The sequence below is a fragment of the uncultured Mobiluncus sp. genome (genome assembly GCF_963511525.1).
Classification (GTDB): Bacteria; Actinomycetota; Actinomycetes; order Actinomycetales; family Actinomycetaceae; genus Mobiluncus.
Genome location: NZ_CAUPIY010000001.1, coordinates 273,930 through 298,177, shown reverse-complemented (window position 1 = coordinate 298,177; position 24,248 = coordinate 273,930). Strand labels below are relative to the sequence as shown.

18 protein-coding genes are annotated in these 24,248 nt (G+C 57.5%); 16 read left to right on the top strand and 2 right to left on the bottom strand.

Annotated features, from left to right (window positions below; genetic code table 11):
* The first annotated feature begins 104 nt into the window (after positions 1-104).
* Positions 105-2,447 (top strand): bifunctional (p)ppGpp synthetase/guanosine-3',5'-bis(diphosphate) 3'-pyrophosphohydrolase, encoded by a 2,343-nt coding sequence (locus RQ935_RS01290; protein ID WP_311496864.1) that lies wholly within the window; start codon positions 105-107, stop codon positions 2,445-2,447.
* A gap of 49 nt (positions 2,448-2,496) precedes the next feature.
* Here RQ935_RS01290 and RQ935_RS01285 read toward each other — a convergent pair whose 3' ends face one another.
* Positions 2,497-4,074, bottom strand: a complete 1,578-nt coding sequence (locus RQ935_RS01285; protein WP_311496863.1) for a DUF349 domain-containing protein — start codon at positions 4,072-4,074, stop codon at positions 2,497-2,499.
* Positions 4,075-4,224: 150 nt separating this feature from the next.
* On the opposite strand from RQ935_RS01285, the gene RQ935_RS01280 reads away from it, so the two are divergent.
* The 6 genes from RQ935_RS01280 to RQ935_RS01255 all read left to right on the top strand — a co-directional run bounded on the left by RQ935_RS01280 (position 4,225) and on the right by RQ935_RS01255 (position 12,529).
* Complete coding sequence (locus RQ935_RS01280; protein ID WP_311496862.1) at positions 4,225-4,935, top strand: MBL fold metallo-hydrolase; 711 nt, start codon at positions 4,225-4,227, stop codon at positions 4,933-4,935.
* 19 nt (positions 4,936-4,954) lie between these two features.
* The gene (gene hisS, locus RQ935_RS01275; RefSeq protein ID WP_311496861.1) at positions 4,955-6,274 is read left to right on the top strand and encodes a histidine--tRNA ligase; all 1,320 of its coding nucleotides are present in this window, start codon (positions 4,955-4,957) and stop codon (positions 6,272-6,274) included.
* On the top strand, positions 6,267-7,961 hold the full coding sequence (locus RQ935_RS01270; RefSeq protein ID WP_311496860.1) for a dynamin family protein: 1,695 nt from the start codon (positions 6,267-6,269) through the stop codon (positions 7,959-7,961). Before hisS ends, RQ935_RS01270 begins: the two co-directional genes overlap by 8 nt.
* Positions 7,961-9,835, top strand: a complete 1,875-nt coding sequence (locus tag RQ935_RS01265) for an ABC transporter (protein ID WP_311496859.1) — start codon at positions 7,961-7,963, stop codon at positions 9,833-9,835. Before RQ935_RS01270 ends, RQ935_RS01265 begins: the two co-directional genes overlap by 1 nt.
* A gap of 143 nt (positions 9,836-9,978) precedes the next feature.
* Positions 9,979-11,805 (top strand): aspartate--tRNA ligase, encoded by a 1,827-nt coding sequence (aspS, locus tag RQ935_RS01260; protein ID WP_311496858.1) that lies wholly within the window; start codon positions 9,979-9,981, stop codon positions 11,803-11,805.
* A 100-nt stretch (positions 11,806-11,905) separates the two neighbouring features.
* Entirely contained in the window at positions 11,906-12,529 is a 624-nt protein-coding gene (locus tag RQ935_RS01255) for an L-threonylcarbamoyladenylate synthase (RefSeq protein WP_311496857.1), read from the top strand.
* A gap of 1 nt (position 12,530) precedes the next feature.
* Here RQ935_RS01255 and RQ935_RS01250 read toward each other — a convergent pair whose 3' ends face one another.
* Entirely contained in the window at positions 12,531-14,882 is a 2,352-nt protein-coding gene (locus RQ935_RS01250) for an MMPL family transporter (RefSeq protein ID WP_311496856.1), read from the bottom strand.
* Between the two features lie 41 nt (positions 14,883-14,923).
* On the opposite strand from RQ935_RS01250, the gene RQ935_RS01245 reads away from it, so the two are divergent.
* From RQ935_RS01245 to RQ935_RS01205, 9 genes are all read left to right on the top strand, one after another.
* Complete coding sequence (locus tag RQ935_RS01245) at positions 14,924-16,261, top strand: replication-associated recombination protein A (protein ID WP_311496855.1); 1,338 nt, start codon at positions 14,924-14,926, stop codon at positions 16,259-16,261.
* Between the two features lie 139 nt (positions 16,262-16,400).
* Positions 16,401-17,021: a 30S ribosomal protein S4 gene (gene rpsD, locus RQ935_RS01240; RefSeq protein ID WP_311496854.1), complete on the top strand. Its 621-nt coding sequence runs from the start codon at positions 16,401-16,403 to the stop codon at positions 17,019-17,021.
* Between the two features lie 61 nt (positions 17,022-17,082).
* Positions 17,083-17,496, top strand: a complete 414-nt coding sequence (locus RQ935_RS01235; protein WP_311496853.1) for a DUF948 domain-containing protein — start codon at positions 17,083-17,085, stop codon at positions 17,494-17,496.
* 8 nt (positions 17,497-17,504) lie between these two features.
* Entirely contained in the window at positions 17,505-17,798 is a 294-nt protein-coding gene (locus tag RQ935_RS01230; RefSeq protein WP_311496852.1) for a hypothetical protein, read from the top strand.
* A 103-nt stretch (positions 17,799-17,901) separates the two neighbouring features.
* Positions 17,902-20,589 (top strand): alanine--tRNA ligase, encoded by a 2,688-nt coding sequence (alaS, locus tag RQ935_RS01225; RefSeq protein WP_311496851.1) that lies wholly within the window; start codon positions 17,902-17,904, stop codon positions 20,587-20,589.
* 59 nt (positions 20,590-20,648) lie between these two features.
* Positions 20,649-21,110, top strand: a complete 462-nt coding sequence (gene ruvX / locus RQ935_RS01220) for a Holliday junction resolvase RuvX (protein WP_311496850.1) — start codon at positions 20,649-20,651, stop codon at positions 21,108-21,110.
* A gap of 21 nt (positions 21,111-21,131) precedes the next feature.
* A complete protein-coding gene (gene mltG / locus RQ935_RS01215) occupies positions 21,132-22,610 on the top strand; it encodes an endolytic transglycosylase MltG (protein WP_311496849.1) in 1,479 nt (492 codons plus the stop codon).
* A 6-nt stretch (positions 22,611-22,616) separates the two neighbouring features.
* Positions 22,617-23,459 (top strand): shikimate dehydrogenase, encoded by an 843-nt coding sequence (locus RQ935_RS01210; protein WP_311496848.1) that lies wholly within the window; start codon positions 22,617-22,619, stop codon positions 23,457-23,459.
* 79 nt (positions 23,460-23,538) lie between these two features.
* Positions 23,539-24,222: a prepilin peptidase gene (locus tag RQ935_RS01205; protein ID WP_311496847.1), complete on the top strand. Its 684-nt coding sequence runs from the start codon at positions 23,539-23,541 to the stop codon at positions 24,220-24,222.
* The last annotated feature ends 26 nt before the right edge of the window (positions 24,223-24,248 follow it).

Genomic DNA, 24,248 nt, shown 5'->3' with positions numbered 1-24,248 from the left:
TTCCTGCCTGGGAAGTTGTTTACGCGGCGGCTGATTTTGGAAAAAAATCCAGGTCACGCCCGGTTCAACTAACGCTTATCGGGCAAAACAATTAGAATCTCTGTATGGAGCAAGCGCCGGAGATTGTCAATGAGCCCAGTGAGAATACTGGCGCTTTGCGTGGTTCTTTGTTCCGTTTGGCCCGTGCCCGCGGTTCTTATCGTGAGCTGGAGCCTGTGTTGCGAGCCGTCAAGGGAAACCACCCGAAAGCCGACTTTGCCCTTTTGGAGCGAGCTTATGTGACCGCTGAGCGCTACCACCGGGGTCAGTTTCGCAAGTCCGGCGAGCCCTACATTACGCATCCGGTCGCGGTCGCGACGATCCTCGCCGAACTAGGCATGTCGGAAACTACGGTAGCCGCGGGGCTGCTACACGATACGGTAGAGGACACCGATTATTCTTTGGAGCAATGTCGGCGTGACTTTGGCGAGGACATCGCCGCTTTGGTCGATGGGGTCACCAAGCTCGACAAAGTGAAGTACGGCGATTCCGCCCCGGCCGAAACTATCCGAAAAATGCTGGTCGCGATGGCGAAAGACATCCGGGTCTTGCTCATCAAACTCTCTGACCGTCTGCATAATGCGCGCACCTGGCGCTATGTCAGTAAAGAAAGCGCGGCGCGCAAGGCAAAAGAAACCCTGGAAATTTATGCCCCGCTAGCTCACCGGATGGGGCTCAATGCCATTAAATGGGAGCTGGAGGATCTGGCTTTTAAAACCCTCTACCCTCAGATTTACCAAGAAATCGACAAGCTTATTCAAGAGGCCGCGCCCCGGCGAGAGGAACAGCTCAGCGCCATCATCCAGACTATTGAAGGCGACTTACGGGAATCGAAAATCAAGGGGACAGTGACCGGGCGCCCGAAACACCACTACTCGATTTATCAAAAGATGATTGTGCGCGGCCGTGACTTTAACGATATTTATGACTTGGTGGCGGTGCGTGTGCTGGTGGAATCCGTGCGGGATTGCTACGCCGTGCTGGGGCTGATGCACTCGCGGTGGTCTCCGATGCTGGGCCGGTTCAAAGACTATATTGCAATGCCGAAATACAACCTGTACCAGTCGCTGCACACCACGGTCATCGGTCCCAAAGGCAAACCTGTAGAGATTCAGATTCGCACCTATGAAATGCACCGCCGTGCCGAATTTGGGATTGCCGCCCACTGGAAATACAAGGAAAACCCCAACGCAAAATCGCTGAAAAAGTCCGAGGGTGGCAAAGTCTTAGACCTGGAAAATGAGATGGGCTGGCTGCGCCAGTTGGTTGATTGGCAAAAGCAAACCCAAGACTCAGGGGAGTTCCTGGACTCGCTGCGTTACGAAATCAACTCTGCACAGGTCTATGTTTTCACCCCGAAAGGCCAAGTCGTGGTGCTGGCTGCGGGATCCACCCCGGTAGATTTCGCCTATTCCGTACACACCGAAGTAGGAAACAAGACGGTCGGCGCTAAAGTCAACGGCAAGCTGGTTCCCCTGGAGTCGAAGCTGGAAAACGGCGACACGGTGGAAATTTTCACGTCCAAGTCTCCTGGCGCGTCCCCCAGCCGGGATTGGCTGTCTTTTGTGGCCACCCCGCGCGCGAAATCAAAGATTAAAGCCTGGTTTTCAAAGGAGCGCCGCGAGGAATCCATCGATAAAGGCCGCGAAATTCTGGCGAAGGAAATTCGCAAACAGAAACTGCCGATTCACCAAATCGCCAGCCACGAATTTTTGGAATCGGTGGCAAACCAGTTGGGATTGCCCAACGTCGATACCCTCTATGCGACCATCGGAGACGCCCACGTCAGCGCACAAAACGTGGTGGAACGCCTGCTGAACTTTACGGGCTCCCTGACGGTAGACGATGACGAGGAAGTTTTGGTGGAGGAAGAAGCCGTCCCCACCCACACACCTACGACTGAATCTCGTGCCGGGGGTTCCGGGGTGTTGGTTGACGGTCAGGATGCCGATGACCTGTGGGTTAAGCTGGCAAAGTGCTGCACCCCGGTTCCCGGAGACGACATCATGGGATTTGTCACGAGGGGTCACGGGGTTTCCGTACACCGGGTGGACTGCGTGAATGCCAAGAATCTCAGTGTGGCGCAACCGGAACGTGTCACCGCCGTCAAGTGGGCGCAACACGCCAAGACCCCGTTCCTGGTACAGGTGCAAATCGAGGCTCTGGACCGCGGGGGGCTGTTGAGTGATGTGACCCGGGTCCTCACCGACAATCACGTGAACATTCTCTCGGGCAATATTTCCACCACCCGCGACCGGGTGGCGTATTCACGGTGGTCTTTTGAGCTGGCCGAACCTTCCCACCTGCAAGACATTCTCAATGATCTGGGACGCATCTCAGGGGTTTATTCCGCTACTCGCGTGACTCCCGGAAAAAACGGCACCTTAGAGCCGACCTCGCCGTCTTAGACAGCGGGGGAAACTCAATAAAAGTATTGGCCTAAAGTACAGCGGGGCGTTACTCAGCCGCGGCTTTCCGAGCCTGGTCAAGCCAGCCCTTCCGAGCCTGCAAATCCTCTTCCAGTTTCTTAGTGTCCTTGCCATCCTGTTTTGCGGTGGCAATTTCGGCTTCGAGCTTAGAGATTTTCTCTTCGAGCTGGCCTACTAGGCCCTCAGCACGAGCTTTCGTCTCTGGATTGGACTTGACCCACGCCTCATTTTCGGCCTTTGCAATTGCCTGTTCCACGGAGCGCAAACCGTTTTCCAAGCGCTGCATATCGCCGCGGGGAACCCGCCCAGCTTCGTCCCATTTATCCAACAGGTCGCGGAACTTTGCCTTGGCGGTTTCCAAGTCCTTCACCGGCATGAGGGCTTTCGCCTGTTCCAGCAGCTTTTCCTTAACCTCAAGGTTGGCTTGTTCTTCCGTGTTGGTTTTAGCGTTGTCAGCGCTGCGGGCGTCAAAGAAGACTTGCTGAGCGGCGCGGAAACGCTCCCACAGAGCGTCGTCGTCTTTCCGGGAAGCCCGCCCGGCAGCTTTCCATTCCGCCATCAAGTCGCGGTAAGCCGCGGAGGTTCGCGCCCAGTCGGTCGAGTTAGCGAGTTCCTCAGCGCGTTTGATCAGGGCTTCCTTGGCGTTTCGAACTTCCGCCCGCTTGGCGTCGAGCTGCGAAAAGAATGACTTGCGGTGCCGGTCAAAAGACGTGCGGGCAGCCGAAAAGCGCTTCCACAAGGCGTCCTCGGTGGCGCGGTCGATACGCGGTCCCTTACGCTGCGAATCTTTCCATGAATCCAGCAGCTCGCGCAGGCGTTCTCCGGATTGCTTCCACTGGGTGCGTTCCGGGTCTTGGGCGGCAATTTTTTCGGCGGCCTCCACAATCTTGTTGCGCGTCTCAAGGGCTTGTGCCTTGGCAACTTCGCGTTCCTCAGCCAGTTGTTCCTTTCGTGCCGTGCCCAGCTCCCGCAGTTTTTCGACGCGAGAACGTAGCCCAGCCAGGTTGCCCACCACCATCGGGGACTCCATCGCCTTGTCCAAAGACTTCAACGTGGCATCAATGTCATGCGCCTTTAACGTGGCCAAACGTGCTTGAGCCAAATCGACCTGGGCTTGCAAATCCAGGAAACGGCGCACGTAGAGGGCAAAAGGCTGTTCAGGAATACCGTCTGCGTATTGGCCGACTTCCCGTTCCGTATCTCCGTCTTTGACAAAAACGCGCCCCTCCGCGTCGATACGTCCATATTGGGCAGCCTCATCCATAGCAATTTTCTCAACAGGGCCCACGGGCTGGTTTTGATTGGTGCTCTCGAGGTGTACCGGGGTGATTTGCGCGGCCTTTTCAGTAGCTTGGGGCGCGGGAGTTTCCTTAGCCGGGGTTGGTTCGGGAGCCGGGGTTGGTTCAGGAGCTGGGGCTGGTTCGGGTGTTGCGGGAGTTTCCTCAGTCAGGGTAGATTCGGGAGCCGGAGCCGCTGGCGTTTCGGTCGTGGGTTCGCCGCCTGTTTCAGCTGCAGTCTGGGCAGGTCCGGTTGAGGTTTCACCAGGTTGGTTTTCCTGCGGTTCCTTGATTTCGCTGGTGTTAGATTCCTGTTCAGACGTGGCCATGAATTTTTCCTCCTGACGGGGTTGGTGCCGCGGCACGTTCCGTTCGCGTTGGTAAGTATATTTCCAGGATTACTTTACTTGAAAAGACACGCATTCGGGAAACTGGGCGAAAGAAAATTCGTGATGCAAAAAATCAGTTAGCCTTGAACTATGGATGTGTTACGGATTGTTTCGCCGATTTACGGTGAAAATTGCTATGTCGTGGTTACTGCGAACAAATCCGCTTTGGTTATTGATCCCGGCGCGAAAACCGCCGTGCGTATCAAAGAACTTCTGACTCAGCTCGATGCTGAACTGGCTGGGGTCTTGTTGACTCACGGCCACGCTGATCACCTGTGGAACACGGCTCAGGTGGCTTCCTATAACCCCGAGGCTCCAATCTATCTGGCGAAACCGGATCACTTCTGGATGGATGCTCCCGGTCCGGGGGTTCAACTGGGGGTAGACAAATACTTCACTGAAATGGACGGGGCATGGGAGCCCGTCACGGTGCAGGCCCCACCCGATGAACTCTTCTCTGGCGGGGGAGCGCAAATTATTCCCGATTTAATGCTGCGTGCCCTGCCGGCTCCGGGTCACTCGCCCGGATGCACGATGTTCTTTGGCGCCTCGAAAGGCGAAGATCACGGTCAGGGACTCGGTTTCGATGGCCGTGACAATCAGGCATTTTGCTTCTCTGGGGACGTGGTTTTCAAAGGCTCGATTGGCCGCACCGACCTACCTCATTCCGACCCTGAAGTGATGACGGAAACCTTGCGAACGCTCAAAATCAGCATCAACCCCGACACTCTGCTGCTGCCCGGTCACGGAGAGACGACCACCTGGGCGGCGGAGCTTGCGAACAACCCATTTCTGAGATGACTTGCGAAAATGAGAGAATATGCCCATGATGACATCACTGTCGGGTTTTCCTGAGTTCACCCCGGAGGAAAAAATCCTTGAGGACGAGTTAATTTCTCGTTTAACCAGGGTGTTTGAACTGCACGGCTTTTCTCACTTAGAGACGCGTGCCATCGAGCCTCTCAGTGAGCTGGAACGCAAGGGAGAAACCTCCAAAGAGGTTTACGTACTGTCCCGGCTGCAGGACAAGGAAGGCAAAGAGGACCGCAAGAACGGGCTGCACTTTGACCTCACTGTCCCGCTGGCTCGTTACGTGCTGGAAAACTCCCACCTGTTGCGCTTTCCTTTCAAGCGTTACCAAATTCAAAAGGTGTGGCGTGGTGAGCGTCCCCAGGAGGGTCGCTTTCGCGAGTTCGTTCAGGCCGATATCGATATGGTGGCTGCAGAAACTTTACCGCCCCAGTTTGAGATTGAAGCCCCGCTGATTATGGCGCAAGCTTTGGAATCCCTGCCGATTCCCACCCCGGTGGTACACGTGAATTCTCGCAAGATTCTGCAGGGCGCCTGCAACGCCCTGGGTATCACGCAAGTGGACGAGGTTCTGCAAGTCATCGATAAACACGACAAGGTGCGTCCCGAAGATTTTACGCAAATGCTGAGTGAACTCGGGCTTGATACGTCCCAGGTGCAAAACCTGGTGAGCTTGGCAGACATTTGCGGTGCCGATGAACAAGTTATCCAGCAGGTGCGCGACTTGGGACTGCACGATGACCTGTTAGAGGAAGGTCTGGCGGATGTGGCGCGAATGCTACGCAGCGTCCCCGATCACGAGCGCGGTAATGTGGTGGCTGACTTTAAGATTGCCCGCGGGCTCGATTACTACACCGGCATGGTTTACGAAACGTTTATCACGGGAGCTGAATCCTATGGTTCTATCTGTTCCGGGGGCCGCTACGATAACCTCGTTTCGCAGGGCAAACGTCACTTCCCGGGGGTGGGGATGTCTATCGGTTTGACCCGGCTCATCTCGATTATTCTGGCCAATGATTGGGCGAAAGTGTCCCGCCCGGTTCCGACCTGTGTGTTGGTCGCGGTGGATAGCGAGGAAACCAGGGGACAAGCCGAGGCGGTGGCTTGGCAGCTGCGTGCCCGCGGTATCAACACGGAAGTCAGCCCCACTGCCGCCAAGTACGGTAAACAAATCAAATATGCGGTGACTCGCGGCATCCCTTACGTGTGGTTTGTGGAATCCGGGGAAGTCAAGAACCTCATCAACGAAACCCAGGAAAGTGCCCAAGCTGACACGTTCACGCCCGCCCCCGAACTTTTGAAACCGCAGGTGATTGCGAACTATGAGTGAATCGCCATCGATAGCTCTAGATGAGTTGGCTGGGCAGCTGGAGGATCTGAAATTTGGTTTTCCGGCAGCGCAGGCTGATGCCATCAAGCTGCGAAAAACAGCGATTTCCCGGCTGCGCGAACATCTCAGCGCGCGGGGTACCGACCTGGACGGCCCTCTCGTGGCGGTGCTGGCGGGCTCCACCGGAGTGGGCAAATCCACCATTCTTAATTCTTTGGTCGGAGCCCAAGTACCGACTTCCGTGAGGCGTCCCACGACCCTCACCCCGGTACTGGTGTACCACCCCGACGACGAGTTATGGCTGTCGGCAGACCGTATTTTGGGAGGATTTGAAAAGATCCGCCTGTTAGACGACGACGCCTGGGACGACCCTGCGGCCACGTCTGCCGTGCCGGAACGTGCCTCCGCGGGCGAAGATACCGATACGACACCGCAGCCGCAGCTCATTTTGCGTTCGACCGCAAAGATGACTCCGGGAATGTGCCTCATCGATTGTCCCGATTTGGATTCCTATCTGGACACGAACCGAGATTTAGCCCAACACCTGTTGGAAGTTGCTGACCTGTGGATTTTCGTAACCACCGCCAACCGCTACCGGGACGAGCCGGGTCTGGAGTTGCTGAGGAAGGCCGCTCGGCGCGATGTCGCTATCGGCGCGGTGCTAAACAGGGTCTCGCAAGGCTCCCTTTTGGCGGCAAAACAGGATCTAGGCGCGGAAATCGCCCACAGCAATCTCAAAGACGTCCCGATTTTTGCCATTATGGAAACCCAAATCGCCGACGGGGAGCTTCCCGCCGAAGATTTAGTTCCCCTGCGCAACTGGATCGATAACCTGGCTGGCGACGCCTTAATGCATTCCGCCATGGCGCGCCAGACCCTGTTTGGTTCCTTGCACGAAGTCCTGGATTTGAGCGAAACAGTATTCGATGCCGCCGCCGCTGAGACGCAACTGCGCCATGACGCGCAGCAAACCGTGGACCGGCTAGAACAGCAACTGCTGGATTTTGTTGAGACCCAGATTGCAGCTCCCACCTGGTTCCAAGGTGAGCCCGCCGACCTTTTGGAACCTTGCGTGCGTCGCCAACTCGAGGAGCGTCGGGCTGAAAACAGCTGGATACGTCAGCGGTTGAAATGGAAAAATACTTGGCTCAATCAGCGGGTGCGCCCGGATTTGGCGCTGGATGCCGTAAAGAGGGCGGTGGCTAGCAGCGTGTCGAACCTGGACTTTCAGATGGAACAAATCATTGCTGCGGGTATTCAGGACTCCGCGCTACCCGACTCCGGCCAGCTTATAGATGAAACCGAGTCATCCCGGGACGGTAGCGAACTTATGGAACAGTGGTCTTTGACCCCCGCGGAATGCTGCCGTCAGGCTGGATGGAATCGGAACCAGGAACTCTCAGCAGACGAGTCCCAGACGCTTTTCCTGGCGGTTCTTTTTGCCGGGGTCGCCTCGCCCGAAACTTGTCAGTTCACCGGGGTTGACGAGCTGCTGGGGGCTTTCTGTGACGCCGCGACGCGCTTGCGGCTGCGGTCGTGGAGCCGGTCTACGCTGCGCCGTGGGTTGCAAGTTCGGGTCTCCCAGCGTATCGCCGCGCTACGGCAAAGCATTCCTGATCCCGATAACTCTGAACTGATTTCTGCGGGACGAAAAACGTTGCGTATCTTGCGAGAGGAGTGGTCCTAGTGCCTCGGAACAATTCCGAACAACGCAAAAATCGGATGCAAACCGCCCTGCACCGCGCGGTGGAGTGTCTCGATGCCGCTCAGGTTACTTCCGGTTCTGAGGCATTCCTAGCTCAGGCCCTCGAAGATTTGCGACGGTTAGAGGATCAGCTGGAACGCCGGGATGCCTTAGACCCCCGAGTCACCGTAATAGCGGTAGCCGGACCTAGCGGCACCGGAAAATCCACGGTAGTGAACACTTTGGCTCGCCGCACCAGCCTAGTGACGACTGGGACGCACCGGCCGACCACGACGGAGCTGGTCGCCCAGGTGGACGCGGACGTGGATGCCGCACCGTTTTTAGAGCTGAGCGGAATCCCGCGTAGTGTCAGCGTGGAGTTTTGTTCCAGCGGATCCAACCCGTTCGGGGAAAGCCTGGGGGCAGCAGGAGAGAGTTACCAGATCCGTTCAGCTCTTTCGGCGCAGTGTGGCCACCCGATTGTGGTGGAGGTTCCCGACACATTGTTGGTTCCGGAATTAGCTGCGGCCACGGCGCAGGTCTTGGAAACAGCGGATGTCATCTTGTGGACCACAGATTCCCAAAAATATGCCGATGCCGCTTTCCACAGCCAAATTTCAGCGTTTCCCCGTCACCGGAATTCTTACTTTGTCCTGACCCACACCGAGGGTTTGACAGAGACCCAGGTGCAGACCCTACACCAAGAGCTCGCCGCCATTGCCGAACGGTTGGGGGTCAGTCCCGAAATCTTGCAGATTTCAGTTTACGATGATTCGAGTTTGGCTAGATTCCGCGAAACCGTAGCTGGGTTGACCCGCGCGCCGGAAGCGCGCTGGAGGGGTGAACAGGCTGCGATTCATCATGCTGCCACGCGGCTGAGCCAGGACTTGGAACTGGCGAGAGATGACTGTGCAAAGCAGCCCGGTCAGGCCCAGTCCGTTTCCGCCCCACCGTCCGAAAATACCCTGGTGGATCAGGTGGCTCAGGTCAGTGGTATCGAAGCCGTGCAAGCGAACTTTTCCAAGCAATACCTACAGGCTGGCGGCTTTTGGACGCTGTGGCCGGTGCTGAACTGGCTGGCAGGAATCAAACCGTCGGCTCCCGTCAATCAGGATCCTGCAACCGCGCCGGGCGAACCCCACGAGGACGAACCTGCTGCCCCTGCCGGTGCGCCTTTCCCGGAGCCGGCGGCAAAAGATGGCGCAGCCTCTGCCGCGACTGACTCGCTCGCGGCTGATTCCTCGACAGAACCGGACCGCACTGCGTTAGAGACGACCCGGCAAATCGACGTGCTCAACCGGTTTTCAGCTCACGTCAACGCGGCGGGAATCACCAGTGCGGCTCGTGCTTACGCGGTGGCTGCCAGTGCGCAGTGCCCGCCTAAATGGGTGGATTTTGCCCAGCTCAAGGCGGTGGAACTGTCCGGCAACCTGGTCAGCGCCCTCAACCTAGCTTTGGAATCGTGGAAATTCCCGGCTCGTCCCGTCCGAGCCTGGTGGCGGGTATGGCGGTACGGACACTGGTTTTGGTTAGCGGCATTGCTGGTGGGGCTGCTGTGGAGCCTAGTCGCGGGGGTCGCGTGCCTCGGCGGAGCCGGCACCAGTGCGGCCGTGTGGATGGTCGGGCCCGTACCGTTCCCCCTCGTGGTGTTCGCTGCGGCCATCGCGGGCACACTGGTGTGGAGCCTGGTGGGAGCGAAAGTATTGCACCGCGGGGCGCAAAACTACGGGAAAGAGTGCGCCGACAAATTCCGTTCGCTCATCCTGGAAGTGACTCGTCAGGCTTTCCTGGTCAAAATGAATCAGAATTTAGATTTGTATCCGCAACTGTCTGAACTGGTTTCTGAGATGCGTTTGCGGGACACGGAATCCCGGTAACTTTCATCTGACGCCCGGTCGGGGTGTACTTCCAGGGTTTTCCCAAAGCTCAGATAGGCGTTAAACTTTAGAGAGCCCACTTTCTGGGTGCGGGGTATTGCGCCCCGATTGACTTGAGACGAACTTTCAAAGGAAGGCATAAGTTGCTGCGAACTCACAAATGTGCGGAATTGAACCTGAACCACGATGGTCAGACCGTCACCCTCTGCGGTTGGGTGGATCGGCGCCGAGACCACGGTGGGGTAGCTTTCATGGATCTGCGTGACGCTTCTGGGATTGTCCAGTTGGTCGTCAGTGAAGAAGTGGTGCGGGAAGTCCGTAACGAATACGTGCTCAAGGTCACAGGCAAAGTACGGAAACGTCCCGAAGGCAACGAAAACCCCGAAATCGTCACAGGTGATATTGAGGTCATGGCCGATGATGTCGAGATTTTGAATGCCTGTGCGACCCTGCCTTTCCAAGTTTCTGAACACGCCGAGGACTCCAACGTTGGTGAGGATATCCGGCTGCGTTACCGTTTCGTCGATTTGCGCCGCCGTCAGCTGCACGACAACTTGGTGCTGCGTTCGCGGATTTCTCAGATTGCCCGGCGGGTTATGGAAGAACACGAATTTATCGAGATTGAAACCCCAACTCTGACGCGTTCCACCCCGGAAGGGGCGCGCGACTTCGTGGTTCCGGCGCGGATTCGTCCCGGCTCGTGGTACGCCCTGCCACAGTCGCCCCAGCTGTTCAAGCAGCTGTTGATGGTCGGTGGTATGGAGCGCTATTTCCAGTTGGCTCGTTGCTACCGCGACGAAGACTCCCGCGCCGATCGCCAACCCGAATTCACGCAGCTCGATCTGGAGATGAGTTTCGTCGACCAAGACGATGTCATCGAGGTGACCGAACACCTGCTGAAAGAGATTTGGAAAGTTATCGGCTATGACCTGACCACTCCGATTCCGCGGATGCCTTTCCAGGAAGCTATGGATCGTTTCGGTTCGGACAAACCGGATCTGCGCTTCGGCTATGAACTTGTTGATTTGACCGAATTTTTCAAAGACACTCCGTTTAAGATTTTCCAGGCTCCTTACGTGGGGGCAGTAGTCATGCCCGGTGGCGGTTCCCAGCCGCGCCGCACTTTTGACAAGTGGCAGGAATGGGCCAAAGCCCGCGGCGCGAAGGGTCTGGCCTACGTGACATTGAATGAAAATGGCGAAACTGCCGGCCCGGTGGCCAAAAATATTTCTGACGCGGAAAAGGCAGGTTTGGCCGCTGCCACTGGAGCCCAGCCGGGGGATTGCATTTTCTTTGCCGCCGGAGACAAGACCGCTTCGCAAACGTTGTTGGGGGCAGCTCGCCTGGAGATTGGTAAGCGCTGCGACCTCATCGATGAGAAGGCGTGGGCTTTCACCTGGGTGGTCGACGCGCCGCTGTTTAAGCCCTCAGGTGAGGCAGAAGCGGAAGGCGATGTGGCGCTGGGTCACTCCGCTTGGACAGCTGTCCACCATGCGTTTACTTCGCCGAAGCCAGAATGCCTCGATACTTTCGATACTGACCCGGGCAGTGCTTTGGCTTATGCGTATGACATCGTGTGCAACGGGGTGGAACTCGGCGGCGGTTCCATCCGTATCCATCGTCGTGACATCCAGGAACGGGTGTTTAAAGTCATGGGCTTCTCACAGGAGGAGGCGCAGGCACGCTTTGGGTTCCTGCTCGACGCTTTTAAGTACGGCGCTCCGCCGCATGGTGGTCTGGCTCTGGGATGGGACCGCATCGCCGGAATGCTGACGGGTTCCCCGTCTATTCGCGACGTTATCGCTTTTCCGAAGGCTGGCGACGGTTTAGATCCGCTCACCGGCGCGCCCGCCCCGATTACGGACGAACAGCGCAAAGAAACCGGTGTGGACTACGTGCCGGAGGACGACGAAGACGACGAAGATAGTGAGGACACTGAGGAAGCCGAAGACAGCGAAAAAACGCTGTAAAACCCTTGTGAGGAAAAATTACCGCTAGTTTTATCGCCATAGCCAACTGACCCCTCTAAAATAGATGGGACAGTCGGTAGCGTTTCACCAAGGGGGAACTATGAGCGCAAAAATTTTTGAACTGCACCCGGATAATCCGCAGGCTCGTTCGTTGAACCAGATTGTAGAGATTATCCAGGACGGTGGCATTATGGCGTATCCCACAGATTCGGGGTACGCCTTGGGCTGTGCGTTGGCAAACGGGGCTGGTCTGGAACGGATCCGGAAAATCCGCCAGCTCGATGATAAACACCATTTCACCCTGGTGTGCCACGATTTCGCCCAGTTGGGTCAGCTGGTGATGGTGTCAAATTCCCAATACCGGCTGATTAAATCGCTGACTCCGGGGCCGTACACGTTTATTTTGAAAGGCACCAAGGAAGTTCCGCGCGCCACGCTGAACAAAAAGAAGCACACCGTGGGCGTGCGGATTCCCGCGCATAAGGTCGCGTTGTCACTGGTAGAAGCCTTGGGAGAGGCTATCTTGTCCTGCACTCTGCTGCTGCCTGGTGACACGGAACCGCTGAGCGATCCGGTTGAAGTTATCGCTAAGCTGGGGCACCTGTTGGATGTTATCGTCGATGCCCCGATTGGTTCCGACCAGGCAACTACCGTTATTAACATGGAGGACGATGTTCCGGTGGTGACCCGGGAGGGCGCCGGTCCGGTTGATTTCTTGCACTAGGTTATTCGCCAGCGCTCCCGACGGCGTCGCTGTGCTGAGGTTGCACAAGCGCGGGTGAGCCGTCTGTTGCGCTGGGATCGGGCGATTCCGGAATCTCGTCGGTCCACACCAAATCAGGGTCTTGCGATTTTTGGTCCGGGTAAGGCTCCAGCAGGGGAGAGAGAAACAGCCGGCTGAACAGCACGTTGAGCAGCACCACAATCACCAGAGCAAAAGCCGACTGTTTCACGGGCATAGCGTTCATGGGCAGGAAAGCCAGGAAAATCGCCAGGTAGACCACAGAGCGGGTCCACAGCGCACCGCGGGTTTGGGTCAACTCGTTCAGCAGTGGGTCGTCGTCTAGGTTCGCGAGTTCCTCCGGCAGATGGTGTTTCGATTTGTTCATGGCATAGAACTGGTAATCCAGGGATAGGGCGAAACCGAAGCCCGCCAGCAAAACTGCCACGTTAGGGTCGACCCCGCCGGAATGCGCCAGTTTGGGCAGGAAAGCGCCCCAACCGTCTTGGAACACCAACGCGGTCAGTCCCAAAGCCACCAACAGGTTCAAGGAGTTCAGTAAAGTCGCCCACAGCGCTGCCCAGGCACGCCTGGTAGCTCGCAAAATGACCAAGAAAGTCGCCAACACCATAACTCCAGCCAGCAGGGGGACGAACCTGATTAGCTGGGCGGCAAAGTCAACTTGGTTGGCGGCCTGGCCAGTAATCCATTTCGGAAAATCCGAGGACAATTCGCGGATAGTTTTTACGATTTCGCCGGCTTGACGGTTGGTGACAATCGGTTTCAAATCCACGTCCAAAACGCTGTAGTCCCCGGCTATTTCGGTGTTTCCAGCAGTCATCGCCGCCACACCGGGGATTTTACCCACCGCCACCGACCAGCTTTGCATATTCGCGGCGGTAGTTTTCCCGAGAATCTGGATATCCGGGGCCGCCGCGGTGGTACCGTAGTGGGCGGCGCGCAGGGCTTCAAATTTCGCCGCATTCGTACCCGGAGGAAAAGTCGTTTGCCCCGAGGTGTGCCAGGTAATTCCGAAGGTAGGAATGGCCAGCACCACCAGAACGACCACCAGGACTCCGGTAAGAATCGGTTTGGAAAGTTTCCGCGTGGCAAAAGGCTCTCGCAAACGAGTGCCCAGAGAATGTATCCAGGAGGAAACCACGGCGAAAGTCTGCCGATGCCATTGGGGACGAGGGTACTCCAGCCATCTGATACCGAGGTACAGCAACGGGGGAATCATCGTAGTCCCGATAGCGAAGCATCCCAGAATGGAGAACATGCTGACTAAAGCCACCCAGCGCAGGCTGCTGGCCGGGAATATGGCCACCATAATCAGACCCAGCACAATTAGTGCCGTGGAAATGAGCATGGCCGGAGCTGAGTGGGTAAAAACTTCATCTAGTGGCGTGAGAGAGTCGCGGCGCTTGCGCAATCGGCGTTCGCGAGGTTTGGATACACGCGGAATCTCGGTGGTGTATTTCACCACTGCTAAACGGGAGCGGCTGCGGCTGATGAGGAACACCGCGTAACCCGTCACCACCCCTAGTGAAAGCATAGTGACCAGGGCAGAGTCACCCGGAGCGGGCTTGACGATGAGGGAAGCCAGAGTGGCGATAGTCCGCGTCACAATCCACCCGCAAAAGCTCGGTATGAATGCGAGCAAAGCCAGGCGTAGGCGTCCCGTCGCCCCAAACAGCACTGCGAAAACCACCAGCAAAGCAATGAGATTCGCTTTGAGGGAATCTTGACGAGCGCTCGCGGCAACTTCTTGGTTATTCAGGTCCTCATCCGTGACGATGCCCGCGGCGTGAGGCGCAAAAGAACGCATATCTCCGGCAATCTCGCTCAATGCTTCCTCGGTCATGGCGCGAATATCATCGGCGCGTTGGGGAAACTGGGTCAGGTCCAGCAGCACCACCATCATGAAACCGTGTTTATCCGTGGCGATAAACTGGTCCATCAAAGTTTTCGCGTCGGGGTTATTAACATCGTCGCCTTTCGCGAATGGATACAGTACCCCCGCCGGAATAACACCGGGAACCTCGCTGAAGCTCGCTGCTGCGGAGTCCAGCACGTTCTTAACTTCCGCGTGCTGTTTGTCCATGTCCACCCCGGTAACGATGAGGTAAGCCTGATAGTTGGAACTGCGGCTATCATTGAGGATTTGTGACGCGACATAGGATTCGGAGCCGGGAATGGACACCAGACGGTTTTCCACACGGTTCCACATACTTCCAAAACCAAAACCGGTCAAGGCAAAGGCTGCACAGATGACTATCACCAAAGCCCAAATCAGCACCGTGGGCAGCGGGCGTCGATTCAGACGGCGATATAGTTTCAGGAACATGTTATGCATTGTCTCATACACTTTAGGGCATTTTTCACTAGGGTGGTCTCATGGACTTGTTTGATTCCTTGAGTGATACCGGCAGGGGGGTTCCGGAGTTTCGCCCGGACGCCCCTTTGGCGGTGCGGATGCGTCCGCGCTGCGCAGAAGAACTGGTGGGGCAGTCACACCTGTTGGTGCCCAATTCGCCATTACAGCGGCTGTTGCGGGCAGACACCGAGATGACGTCCTCCGTGATCCTTTACGGTCCACCTGGAACCGGCAAAACGACCTTGGCATATCTGGTGGCGCAGGCAGGCGGCCGAGAGTATGCTCAGCTCTCCGCCATCAATGCGGGAGTGAAGGAAGTCCGAGAAGTCATTAACGCGGCGAAGCAACGTCTGAGCCTGAGCGGTCAAGAAACCATTTTGTTTCTTGACGAAGTCCATCGGTTTTCTAAATCCCAGCAGGACTCGCTGCTTCCAGCGGTGGAAAACCGGTGGGTTATCCTGGTGGCAGCCACCACGGAAAATCCGGCTTTTTCCGTCATTTCTCCGCTGTTGTCCCGATCCCTGCTGCTGACGCTGAAACCACTGACGAACCAGGACATCGAAACCATCACGGACCGGGCTTTGGCGGACGAACGCGGACTGGCTGGAAAATACACCCTAACCACGGACGCTAGGGACAGCCTCATCAGATTAGCCGGCGCGGACGGGCGCAAAGCCCTGACCCTGTTGGAAGCTGCCGCCGGGGGAGCCGATTCCCGCAAGGCCACAGAGATTACCGAAGACGACGTCGCGGCGGCAGCAGACACAGCCGTGGTGCGCTACGGGATTGACGAACACTATGATGTGGCTTCGGCATTTATCAAGTCGATGCGCGGCTCCGATCCCGATGCCGCCCTGCACTATTTGGCACGGATGATTAAGGCAGGGGAAGATCCGCGCTTCATTGCCCGCCGAGTTGTCATTGCCGCGGCAGAAGACGTCGGGTTGGCTGACCCTACCGTGCTGCCACTCGCGGTCGCGGCGGCACAAGCGGTGCAGTTGCTTGGGATGCCGGAGGGACGGATTCCCCTGGCCGAGGCTGTCGTGGCGGTGGCGACGGCCCCGAAGTCGAATCGGGCTTATGTCGGTATCAATACCGCGATGGCTGACGTGGAGGCCGGCAACATCGGCACAGTTCCGACCTATCTGCGCGACCAGCATTATCCGGGGGCTAGTGCCGATAGGAAAGCTCTGGGCACCTATCAATATCCCCACGATGATACTCGCGGCATAGTCGCGCAACAATACCTGCCTGACCAGCTGAAAGACAAGATTTATTACGATCCTTCCGCACACGGGTGGGAAGTGACGCTGAGCGAGAGGCTGGCAAAAATACGCAAGATTCAAAAAATGCGGTAGGATAGCCAAGTTGCCCGGCATTTTGGCCAACCCGCGGTTGGTTGATGCCCGGACACCTGGGGTCTTAGCCAAAATGGTGGCCCCTCCCCGCCGAGATGCCCTCGCGGGGTGACTTTGAAATAAGACAGGAAGAATATAAATGGCAAACCGTTCTCGGAAAATGGTGCGTTTGTCACGCGCCTTGGGGATGCCGCTGACCCCGAAAGCTAAGCGGTACTTTGAGCGTCGTCCTTACGGCCCTGGTGAACACGGCCGCGCCCGCCGCCGTAGCGAATCTGACTACGCGGTGCGTTTGAAAGAAAAGCAGCGTTTGCGTGCCCAGTACGCAATCCGCGAGGCTCAGCTGGTCAAAACCTTCCAGGAGGCGCGCCGCATGGAAGGCCAAACCGGTGACAACCTGGTGGAATTGCTGGAAACCCGGCTTGATGCTCTGGTGTTGCGGGCCGGTTTTGGCCGCACCATGTTCCAGGCTCGTCAGGCGGTAACTCACCGGCACATTCTGGTTGACGGCAAGATTGTGGACCGTCCCTCTTACAAGGTGCGTCCCGGTCAGACTGTTCAGGTCAAGCCGTCCTCCCAGGTAAAGGACCCCTTCGTGGTGGCTGCCCGCGGTTCTCACCGCGATGTGCTGCCTCCCGTTCCCGACTACCTTAAGGTTGATTTGGAAAAGCTGCGCTTTACCTTGGATCGCAAGCCTAAGCGTGAAGAAGTCCCGATTCAGTGTGAAGTGCAACTGGTCGTGGAGCACTATTCCCGCTAAAACTTTCAGTGGCCCCGGGATTTTCCCGGGGTCAATTGTTTAAAGTTAGAATATCTACGGTGTGTTTCGTGCAGACAGCGCGGGAATTTGGGTCACTACACCGGGACAGGAGAATGACATGATTGGTGAAATTGCCGGGATTATTGCCGCCGTGGCTTTCGCGGTATTAGTGCTATTTTTAGCAGTGCCGCTATGGAAACTGGGCGGGGTGTTTTCCCAACTGGAGCAATCCATCAAAACTGTCACCGACGAAGCTGTGGTAGCGGTCAAACAGGGACAGACGTCTTTGGATCAGGTCAACAATCAGTTGGTACGGGTCGATTCCATGACTTCGGCGGCGAATCGTTCTGTCGAGGATCTCTCGGCGCTGACGACCTTGTTTACCGCGACGCTGGGCCGGCCGCTCATTAAGGTCGCGGCTTTTAACTACGCGGTGCGTAAAGCCATGGGTATTGACGCTAAGAAAGCGAAGTAGGGGGAGAGATGTCGAATACAGCGAAAGCGGTCGGGACGACGCTGCTCCTTTCCGCGGGGGCGGCTCTGGCCGCGTACTTTACCGTTACCCCGTTCCGTCAGACTGTCGATCAGATGACCCAGCGGTTCCGTGCGGATATGTCACAGCGCGAGGGGGAACTTATCGAGGCTCTGAGCTCCAGTGATTCAGAAATCGAGCAGGCTCGCGACACTTGGAACGCTCGGAAGGACGACGGTGCGGGGTTCAGAGTCGGACGCGGACGTCACCGTGATTCCGTTGTGGACGACGACCTGGAATTTTAGTAAAGTTCACCGATAATCAGCGAAAACCGCCCGGAACAATTGACCGGGGGACCAGGACAGATAATCCGGGAGCAGCCCGGATACGAAGGAAAGATACATATAGATGCGTACTGCGGAAGTTCGTCAGCGTTGGCTGGATTTTTTTGCCAAGAACGGTCATGAGGTTCGCCCCTCGGTACCGCTAATTTCGCCCGACCCCTCAATTTTGTTCACCATTGCGGGCATGGTTCCGTTCATTCCCTACATCGTAGGAACCGAGCCGGCGCCGTGGCCACGAGCCACCTCGGTGCAAAAGTGTATCCGCACCAACGACATTGACGAGGTCGGGAAAACCACTCGTCACGGTACTTTCTTTCAGATGTGCGGGAACTTCTCTTTCGGCGACTACTTTAAGGAAGGCGCGTCTCATTATGCTTGGGACCTGCTGACCGGCAATCAGAAGGACGGTGGCTACGGCCTGGATGGCGACAAGCTCTGGGTCACGATTTGGGACCAGGACGAGGCCGCTTGGGACATCTGGACCCAGCAAATCGGTCTGGATCCCGCCCACGTCCAGAAACTTCCGCGCGAAGAAATCTTTTGGGATACCGGCCAGCCCGGCCCAGCCGGCCCTTGTGCGGAAATCCACCTGGACCGCGGTCCGCAATACGGCCCCGAGGGCGGTCCGGAAGTTGACACGCAAGGCGACCGCTACCTGGAACTGTGGAACCTGGTTTTTGATGAATTCCTGCGTGGCGAAGGCTCCGGTAAAGACTACCCTCTGTTGGGCAAGCTCGACCAGACCGCTATCGACACGGGCTTGGGCTTGGAACGTCTGGCCTTTGTCCTCCAGGGCAAAGACAATATGTACGAAATTGACGAGGTGTTCCCTGTCATTGAAGTTGCTCAGGAAATGTCCGGGCGCCGCTACACTTCCGGCCCCAATCCGATGGATGTGCACTTCCGTATCGTGGCTGACCACGTGCGTTCCAGCCTGATGCTGATTGGCGATGGAGTTCGTCCCAGCAATGAGGGACGGGGCTACGTGCTGCGCCGCCTGATGCGCCGCGCGGTGCGTTCCATGCGGCTGTTGGGAGTGTCAGAGGCAGTCATGCCACACCTCTTGCCGGCCTCGATGAATGTGATGAAAGCCTCTTATCCTGAGCTGGAAAAGGACTGGAACACCATTTCCGACGTGGCTTACGCTGAAGAGGACGCTTTCCGCCGCACCCTCGATGCCGGAACCGTCATCTTGGATACCGCTGTGACGAAAGCGAAACAGTCGGGTGCGGCCCTGAGCGGCGACGACGCTTTCCAACTGCACGACACCTACGGTTTCCCCCTCTCCCTGACGCTGGAAATCGCAGCAGAGGCCGGGGTCAAGGTGGACGAAAAACGTTTCACCGAGTTGATGAACGAACAAAAGCAGCGCGCCCGGGCGGACGCGGTGGCCAAGAAAACCGGCCACGTCGACGCTCACGTCTACCATGAACTGGCAGCAAAACTTGGTGAAAGCAACACGGTGGAGTTCCTGGGATACACCGAAACCAGTGCTCCGGCGCGGGTGGTCGGCATTTTGCAGGACGGCAAACCGGTACCGGTCGCGACGGCTCCGGCTACCGTTGAGGTCCTACTGGACCGAACCCCGTTCTATGCAGAAGCCGGCGGGCAGCTCGCTGATCAAGGGCAGGTGACTTTCGCGGGCGGCGGAGTGTTGGATGTGGCTGATGTGCAGGCCCCCGTAAAGGGACTGCCCATGCATCGGGGGACTTTGACGGAAGGTCAGGTCGCCCTCGGTGAGGACGCCCAAGCTACGATTGATGTTGAGCGCCGCGGTGCGATTGCCCGGGCTCACACGTCTACCCACGTCATTCACCAGATTCTGTTGGATTCCTTGGGGCAAGGGGCGACCCAAGCCGGGTCGGAAAATGCTCCGTGGCACGTACGTTTTGATTTCCGCAACGCGAGCGCTTTGCCGGATTCTTTGGTGGCGGACATCGAGGCGGAAGCTAACGAACGGGTCCAGACCAATATGACCGTTTCTGATTACCAGATGCCCATTGAGGAGGCGCGAAAGACCGGCGCCCAGGCCATTTTTGGGGAAAAATACGGCAAGATTGTACGGATTGTTGATATTGGCGACGGCTGGTCTCGGGAGTTTTGTGGCGGCACCCACGTGCCGCTGACGGGGCATATCGGCTCTATAGCGGTGCTGGGAGAATCCTCGATTGGTTCCGGCGTGCGACGTATCGAAGCCCTGGTCGGAAATGGAGCTTCGGGATTCCAAGCCAAAGAACACGCGTTGGTGTCCCAGGTCACCCAGCTGGTCGGAGCCAAGCCGGAAACCTTGGTGGAACGCATTACGTCTCTGATGGAGCGGCTTAAGGCCGCGGAAAAAGAACTCGAAAAGACCCGCTTGGCCGCATTGCTGTCCAATCTGGACGACTACGTCAAATCTGCCGAAACGCTGGGCGGTGTGCAGGTCATTCACCAGGTCGCCCAGGCGGGTTCCGTGGACGATTTGCGTCAGGCGGCTACCACTTTGCGCGGGCGGTTCTCTAACGCAGATCCGATGGTGGTCGCTCTGGCGGCCGTTATCGGTGAAAAACCGATGCTGGTTGTGGCCAGCAACGAGGCAGCTCGTGACAAGGGTGTGAAAGCCGGGGCGTTGGTGAAGGCCGGTGCCGCAGCCATGGGCGGCGGCGGGGGCGGCAAGGACGACTTGGCGCAAGGCGGCGGAGCCCCTGCAGGGGAACCCGAAACCGGTCTGAACGCCGTAGTGGCCGCCCTGCAGTCAGTACTCGCGAAATAAACAAAGGCCAATCCGGGCTTTGCGCCGGGCCGGCTCGCTGAGAGGGGATAGCGCACAGGATGGTTGCCGGAAACTTTCTCGCCATAGACGTGGGTAAGGCACGCGTGGGTGTCGCCCGCTCGGTGGCGGGGACTTCCTTGGCGTTGCCGGTGGAAACTCTGCAGGTGCGCCCGGACGGTTCCGAGCTGGATGAACTGGTGGACATCATTGCGGAAAGCGACCCCAAGGCCGTATTCGTGGGCTTGCCGAAACTGATGAGCGGTAAAGAGGGTGAGGCTGCCCGGATGGCGCGGTCTTACGCTCGGCGTTTGGTCAAGCGGCTGGGCACGCTGCCGGTATATCTCATTGATGAACGGTTGAGCTCGGCTGATGCGCACGCCAAGCTGCACGAGGCCGGAGTGAGCACGCGCCGCCAAAAGCAGATGGTTGACCAAATCGCCGCCGTGACCATCCTCACGCGAGCTTTAGAAACTTTGACTCAAACAGGGAACTTACCTGGCGAGTTGGTTATCATGGATTAAATCACCTAACAAGGGAAGTACATGGCAGACACTGAAGACCTCGCATCGATGGGACCCCGGCGCCGACGTCGGTATTTAGCTCAGCACGGTCAGGCCGCGTTGGGCTCGGCTGACTCTTCGGCTCCCTCGACCCCGGCACTTCCCCAAGACGCGCCACTCCCGCAGACCCCCACTCCCACGTCAGTCCCGGTCACGCCCCCGAATGTCGCGGCTGAGCCTACTCCGCGCACACTTCCCAGCCGTCGCAGCCGCAAAGAGGAGCCCGACACCCCATCTTTTCCCAGCGTGGCCTCGGGAGTGCCCCAAGCCGCAGACGCGACCTGGGAAACCCTGCTGCAGGACACGCAGGTTGCCCCCGCCGAACAACCCGAAGTTACCTTGAGTGAAAATCGTCGGCGCGACAAACGTTCTCGAATTCGGCGTCGCAAAACCATGCGCAATCGCACGTTTGTCATCCTGGCGATTGTGGTCACGCTGCTGGCGGTGGCCATCGTTTTCGGCGCGATTATTTTCAATCGTTGGCTCAGCGCCAAGGGTGCCGACTATGAAGGCAGCGGCACCGGCCAGGTGATGGTGACCGTTCCTGAGGGCGCCCTGGGCTCAGATATTGGCAATATTTTAGCTAAAGCACAGGTTGTGGCGTCTTCGCAGGCGTTCTTTAATGCGTGCCGCGACCAGGAGGCAGCCTGTTCCGCGATTCAGCCCGGAACCTATGCGATGGCCAAACACATGTCGGCCGTCAATGCTTTGTCAATCTTGATTGACAAAGCGAACCGGGTTGACGATCAGATTACGCTTGGTCCGGGTCTGACAAAGTGGCAGGTCAAAGAGCAACTGGTGACTACTGCCGGTTTCAGTGATGCTGACGTTGAGGCGGCTTTTGCCAACGCTCCAGGACTGCCCAAGGTCGCCAACGGAGATATCGAGGGATGGTTAGCTCCGGGAACTTACCTGGTGGGACCCGGTCAGGACGCGACCGAAACGATCCGCCAGATGGTGGGTGCCAGTGTGAAGCGACTGCGGGACGCGGGTATTCCTGAGGCTCAGTGGGAGACGTTCCTGACCAAGGCGTCTATCGTCCAGCGTGAGGGCAGTGACCTGCAAAAACAGGACTACGGTAAGATTGCTAGAGTGCTGGAAAACCGGATGGACGCCAGCAAGGAAACCGTCGGATTTTTGAATATGGATTCCACGGTTATCTACGGTTTGGGCGAAGCCTCGAAGTCACGAAAAATTCCGACCGCTGCCGAGGTTGCTGACGCTTCGAATCCGTACAATACTTACCGCCACAAGGGGCTGCCGCCGGGTCCTATCGGGGTCGTGGGGCAGGATGCTTTTGACGGCACCCGCAACCCGCCGTCGGGCGACTGGCTGTACTTCACTACGGTGGATTTGAACACGGGAGAGACACGTTTCAGCGCGACCATGGAGGAACAGGAAGCTAACGTGGAGTTATTGAAGCAGTTCTGTAAGGATCACCCCGATATTTGTAAAGGGTAGCGGGTCGTGTCGTACTGTTTGGTTTTGGGTGACCCGATTTCGCATTCTTTGTCTCCCGTTATCCACTTGGCGGCGTATCGTGAACTAGGCTTGAACTGGGATTTTCGCCGCCAGCGTGTTCGGTTGGGAACGCTCAAGGCATTTCTGGCCGCGGCAGATTCTCAGTTGCGCGGCTTGGCGGTGACTATGCCTTTGAAACCGGAGGCACTGCAGGCTGCGACTTTTGCTGACGGCCTGGCCAAAGTCACCGGCGCGGTGAACACCCTGGTCCCCGCCGCGGGAGGGGATTGGACCGGATTCAATACTGATGTCCGGGGCATCGTCGAGGCTTTCCGTCACGCGGTAGCGGCAAACTTAGAGACCGGGTCCAGCGCGGTTATTTTCGGGTCAGGTTCCACAGCTGCTTCGGCCCTGGCTGCTTTCACGGAACTCGGGTCCACAGAGCTGACAGTGATATCGCGAACCACCACCCAAACGGGCGCGGCTTTTCGGGCGGCCCAACGTATGGGCTTGAGCGTCCGGGCGGTGGCGTGGCACCAGGCTGAGGACGTTGACCGGGCGCTAAGCTCGGCAGAGCTGGTGATGAGTACTGTTCCCGCCCCATTCCAAGATGCCTTGCCCTTGGCGCAACTGCGGATTAATCCGCACGCGGTGTTCTTAGACGCGGCCTATGCGCCGTGGCCGACCACCCTCGCCAGCTGGGCGGGAGCTTGTGGAGCCCAGGTCATTCCGGGATGGGAGATGCTGCTGCACCAGGGTGTCGCGCAGGTAAAGCTGTTTACCGGACAGGAAATCAACGTCGCAATTTTGCGTCCCGCTTTGCTGAAGTACGTCAACTCGGCGGACTAGAATGATGTCGGCACAAATTGTCTTAACATTTGCCGGCTCCCTATAAAGTCACAGTGTCGTCACAGGAGGGGGGGAAGTTATGCTCTGGCACGTTATGGCGTGGATTGTCAGCGGAATTTGGGGTTTTGCGGTGGGTGCAGCCACGACCAAGATTCTGCGCCAGCGTCACATCGAACTGCCGGATTCGTTCTACCTCCCGTTTTCGCTGTGCCTGACCTTGGCTACGATTCTCCTCAATGTTATCCAGTGGCTCATCCTCAACTACTTTTCCCACGGTTTGTGCTTCACCCATTTCCTCGTCACCTTGCCGGTGTACCTGGGTACCGCCCCTTTCTGCGCGTTGTTCCTGACTGACGCCCGCTACCGGTTGCTGCCTAACCGTCTATTGGGATTGGGTGCCGCGGTGCTTTTGCCTGTGCTGACTATTATCGCCCTGATTCTGCATAGCCCCGAAGCACTGGCGCGGGTCTGGGTTTTGGGGCTAGCCATGGGGTTGGTTCTGGTTCTCGCCACGCATATCGGTTTAGGGATGGGAGACGTCAAGCTCGCGGCTCTGCTCAGCGCTTGGCTAGGTCTTTATGGCTGGTTCGCACCTCTGGTTATGCTGCTGCTGGCGTCCCTTTTGGGCGGTGTATTTGCCCTAATCCTGGTCATCTCTAAGAAGCTTGACTTAGACCAGGACATTGCTTTCGGTCCGTGGCTCATCACAGGCGCGTACATTACGTGGGTAGTGTACCTGCCTTCGGTATCGGTCGGCATCTAGCCGGGTTTTGTCACCACGAGGACGAA

What these genes read in the sequence shown, in the direction of transcription:
- RQ935_RS01290 (WP_311496864.1), top strand. Translation starts at nt 105, where the DNA reads ATGGAGCAAGCGCCGGAGATTGTCAATGAGCCCAGTGAGAATACTGGC.
- RQ935_RS01285 (WP_311496863.1), bottom strand. Translation starts at nt 4,074, where the DNA reads ATGGCCACGTCTGAACAGGAATCTAACACCAGCGAAATCAAGGAACCG.
- RQ935_RS01280 (WP_311496862.1), top strand. Translation starts at nt 4,225, where the DNA reads ATGGATGTGTTACGGATTGTTTCGCCGATTTACGGTGAAAATTGCTAT.
- hisS (WP_311496861.1), top strand. Translation starts at nt 4,955, where the DNA reads ATGCCCATGATGACATCACTGTCGGGTTTTCCTGAGTTCACCCCGGAG.
- RQ935_RS01270 (WP_311496860.1), top strand. Translation starts at nt 6,267, where the DNA reads ATGAGTGAATCGCCATCGATAGCTCTAGATGAGTTGGCTGGGCAGCTG.
- RQ935_RS01255 (WP_311496857.1), top strand. Translation starts at nt 11,906, where the DNA reads ATGAGCGCAAAAATTTTTGAACTGCACCCGGATAATCCGCAGGCTCGT.
- RQ935_RS01250 (WP_311496856.1), bottom strand. Translation starts at nt 14,882, where the DNA reads ATGCATAACATGTTCCTGAAACTATATCGCCGTCTGAATCGACGCCCG.
- RQ935_RS01245 (WP_311496855.1), top strand. Translation starts at nt 14,924, where the DNA reads ATGGACTTGTTTGATTCCTTGAGTGATACCGGCAGGGGGGTTCCGGAG.
- rpsD (WP_311496854.1), top strand. Translation starts at nt 16,401, where the DNA reads ATGGCAAACCGTTCTCGGAAAATGGTGCGTTTGTCACGCGCCTTGGGG.
- RQ935_RS01230 (WP_311496852.1), top strand. Translation starts at nt 17,505, where the DNA reads ATGTCGAATACAGCGAAAGCGGTCGGGACGACGCTGCTCCTTTCCGCG.
- alaS (WP_311496851.1), top strand. Translation starts at nt 17,902, where the DNA reads ATGCGTACTGCGGAAGTTCGTCAGCGTTGGCTGGATTTTTTTGCCAAG.
- ruvX (WP_311496850.1), top strand. Translation starts at nt 20,649, where the DNA reads ATGGTTGCCGGAAACTTTCTCGCCATAGACGTGGGTAAGGCACGCGTG.
- mltG (WP_311496849.1), top strand. Translation starts at nt 21,132, where the DNA reads ATGGCAGACACTGAAGACCTCGCATCGATGGGACCCCGGCGCCGACGT.
- RQ935_RS01205 (WP_311496847.1), top strand. Translation starts at nt 23,539, where the DNA reads ATGCTCTGGCACGTTATGGCGTGGATTGTCAGCGGAATTTGGGGTTTT.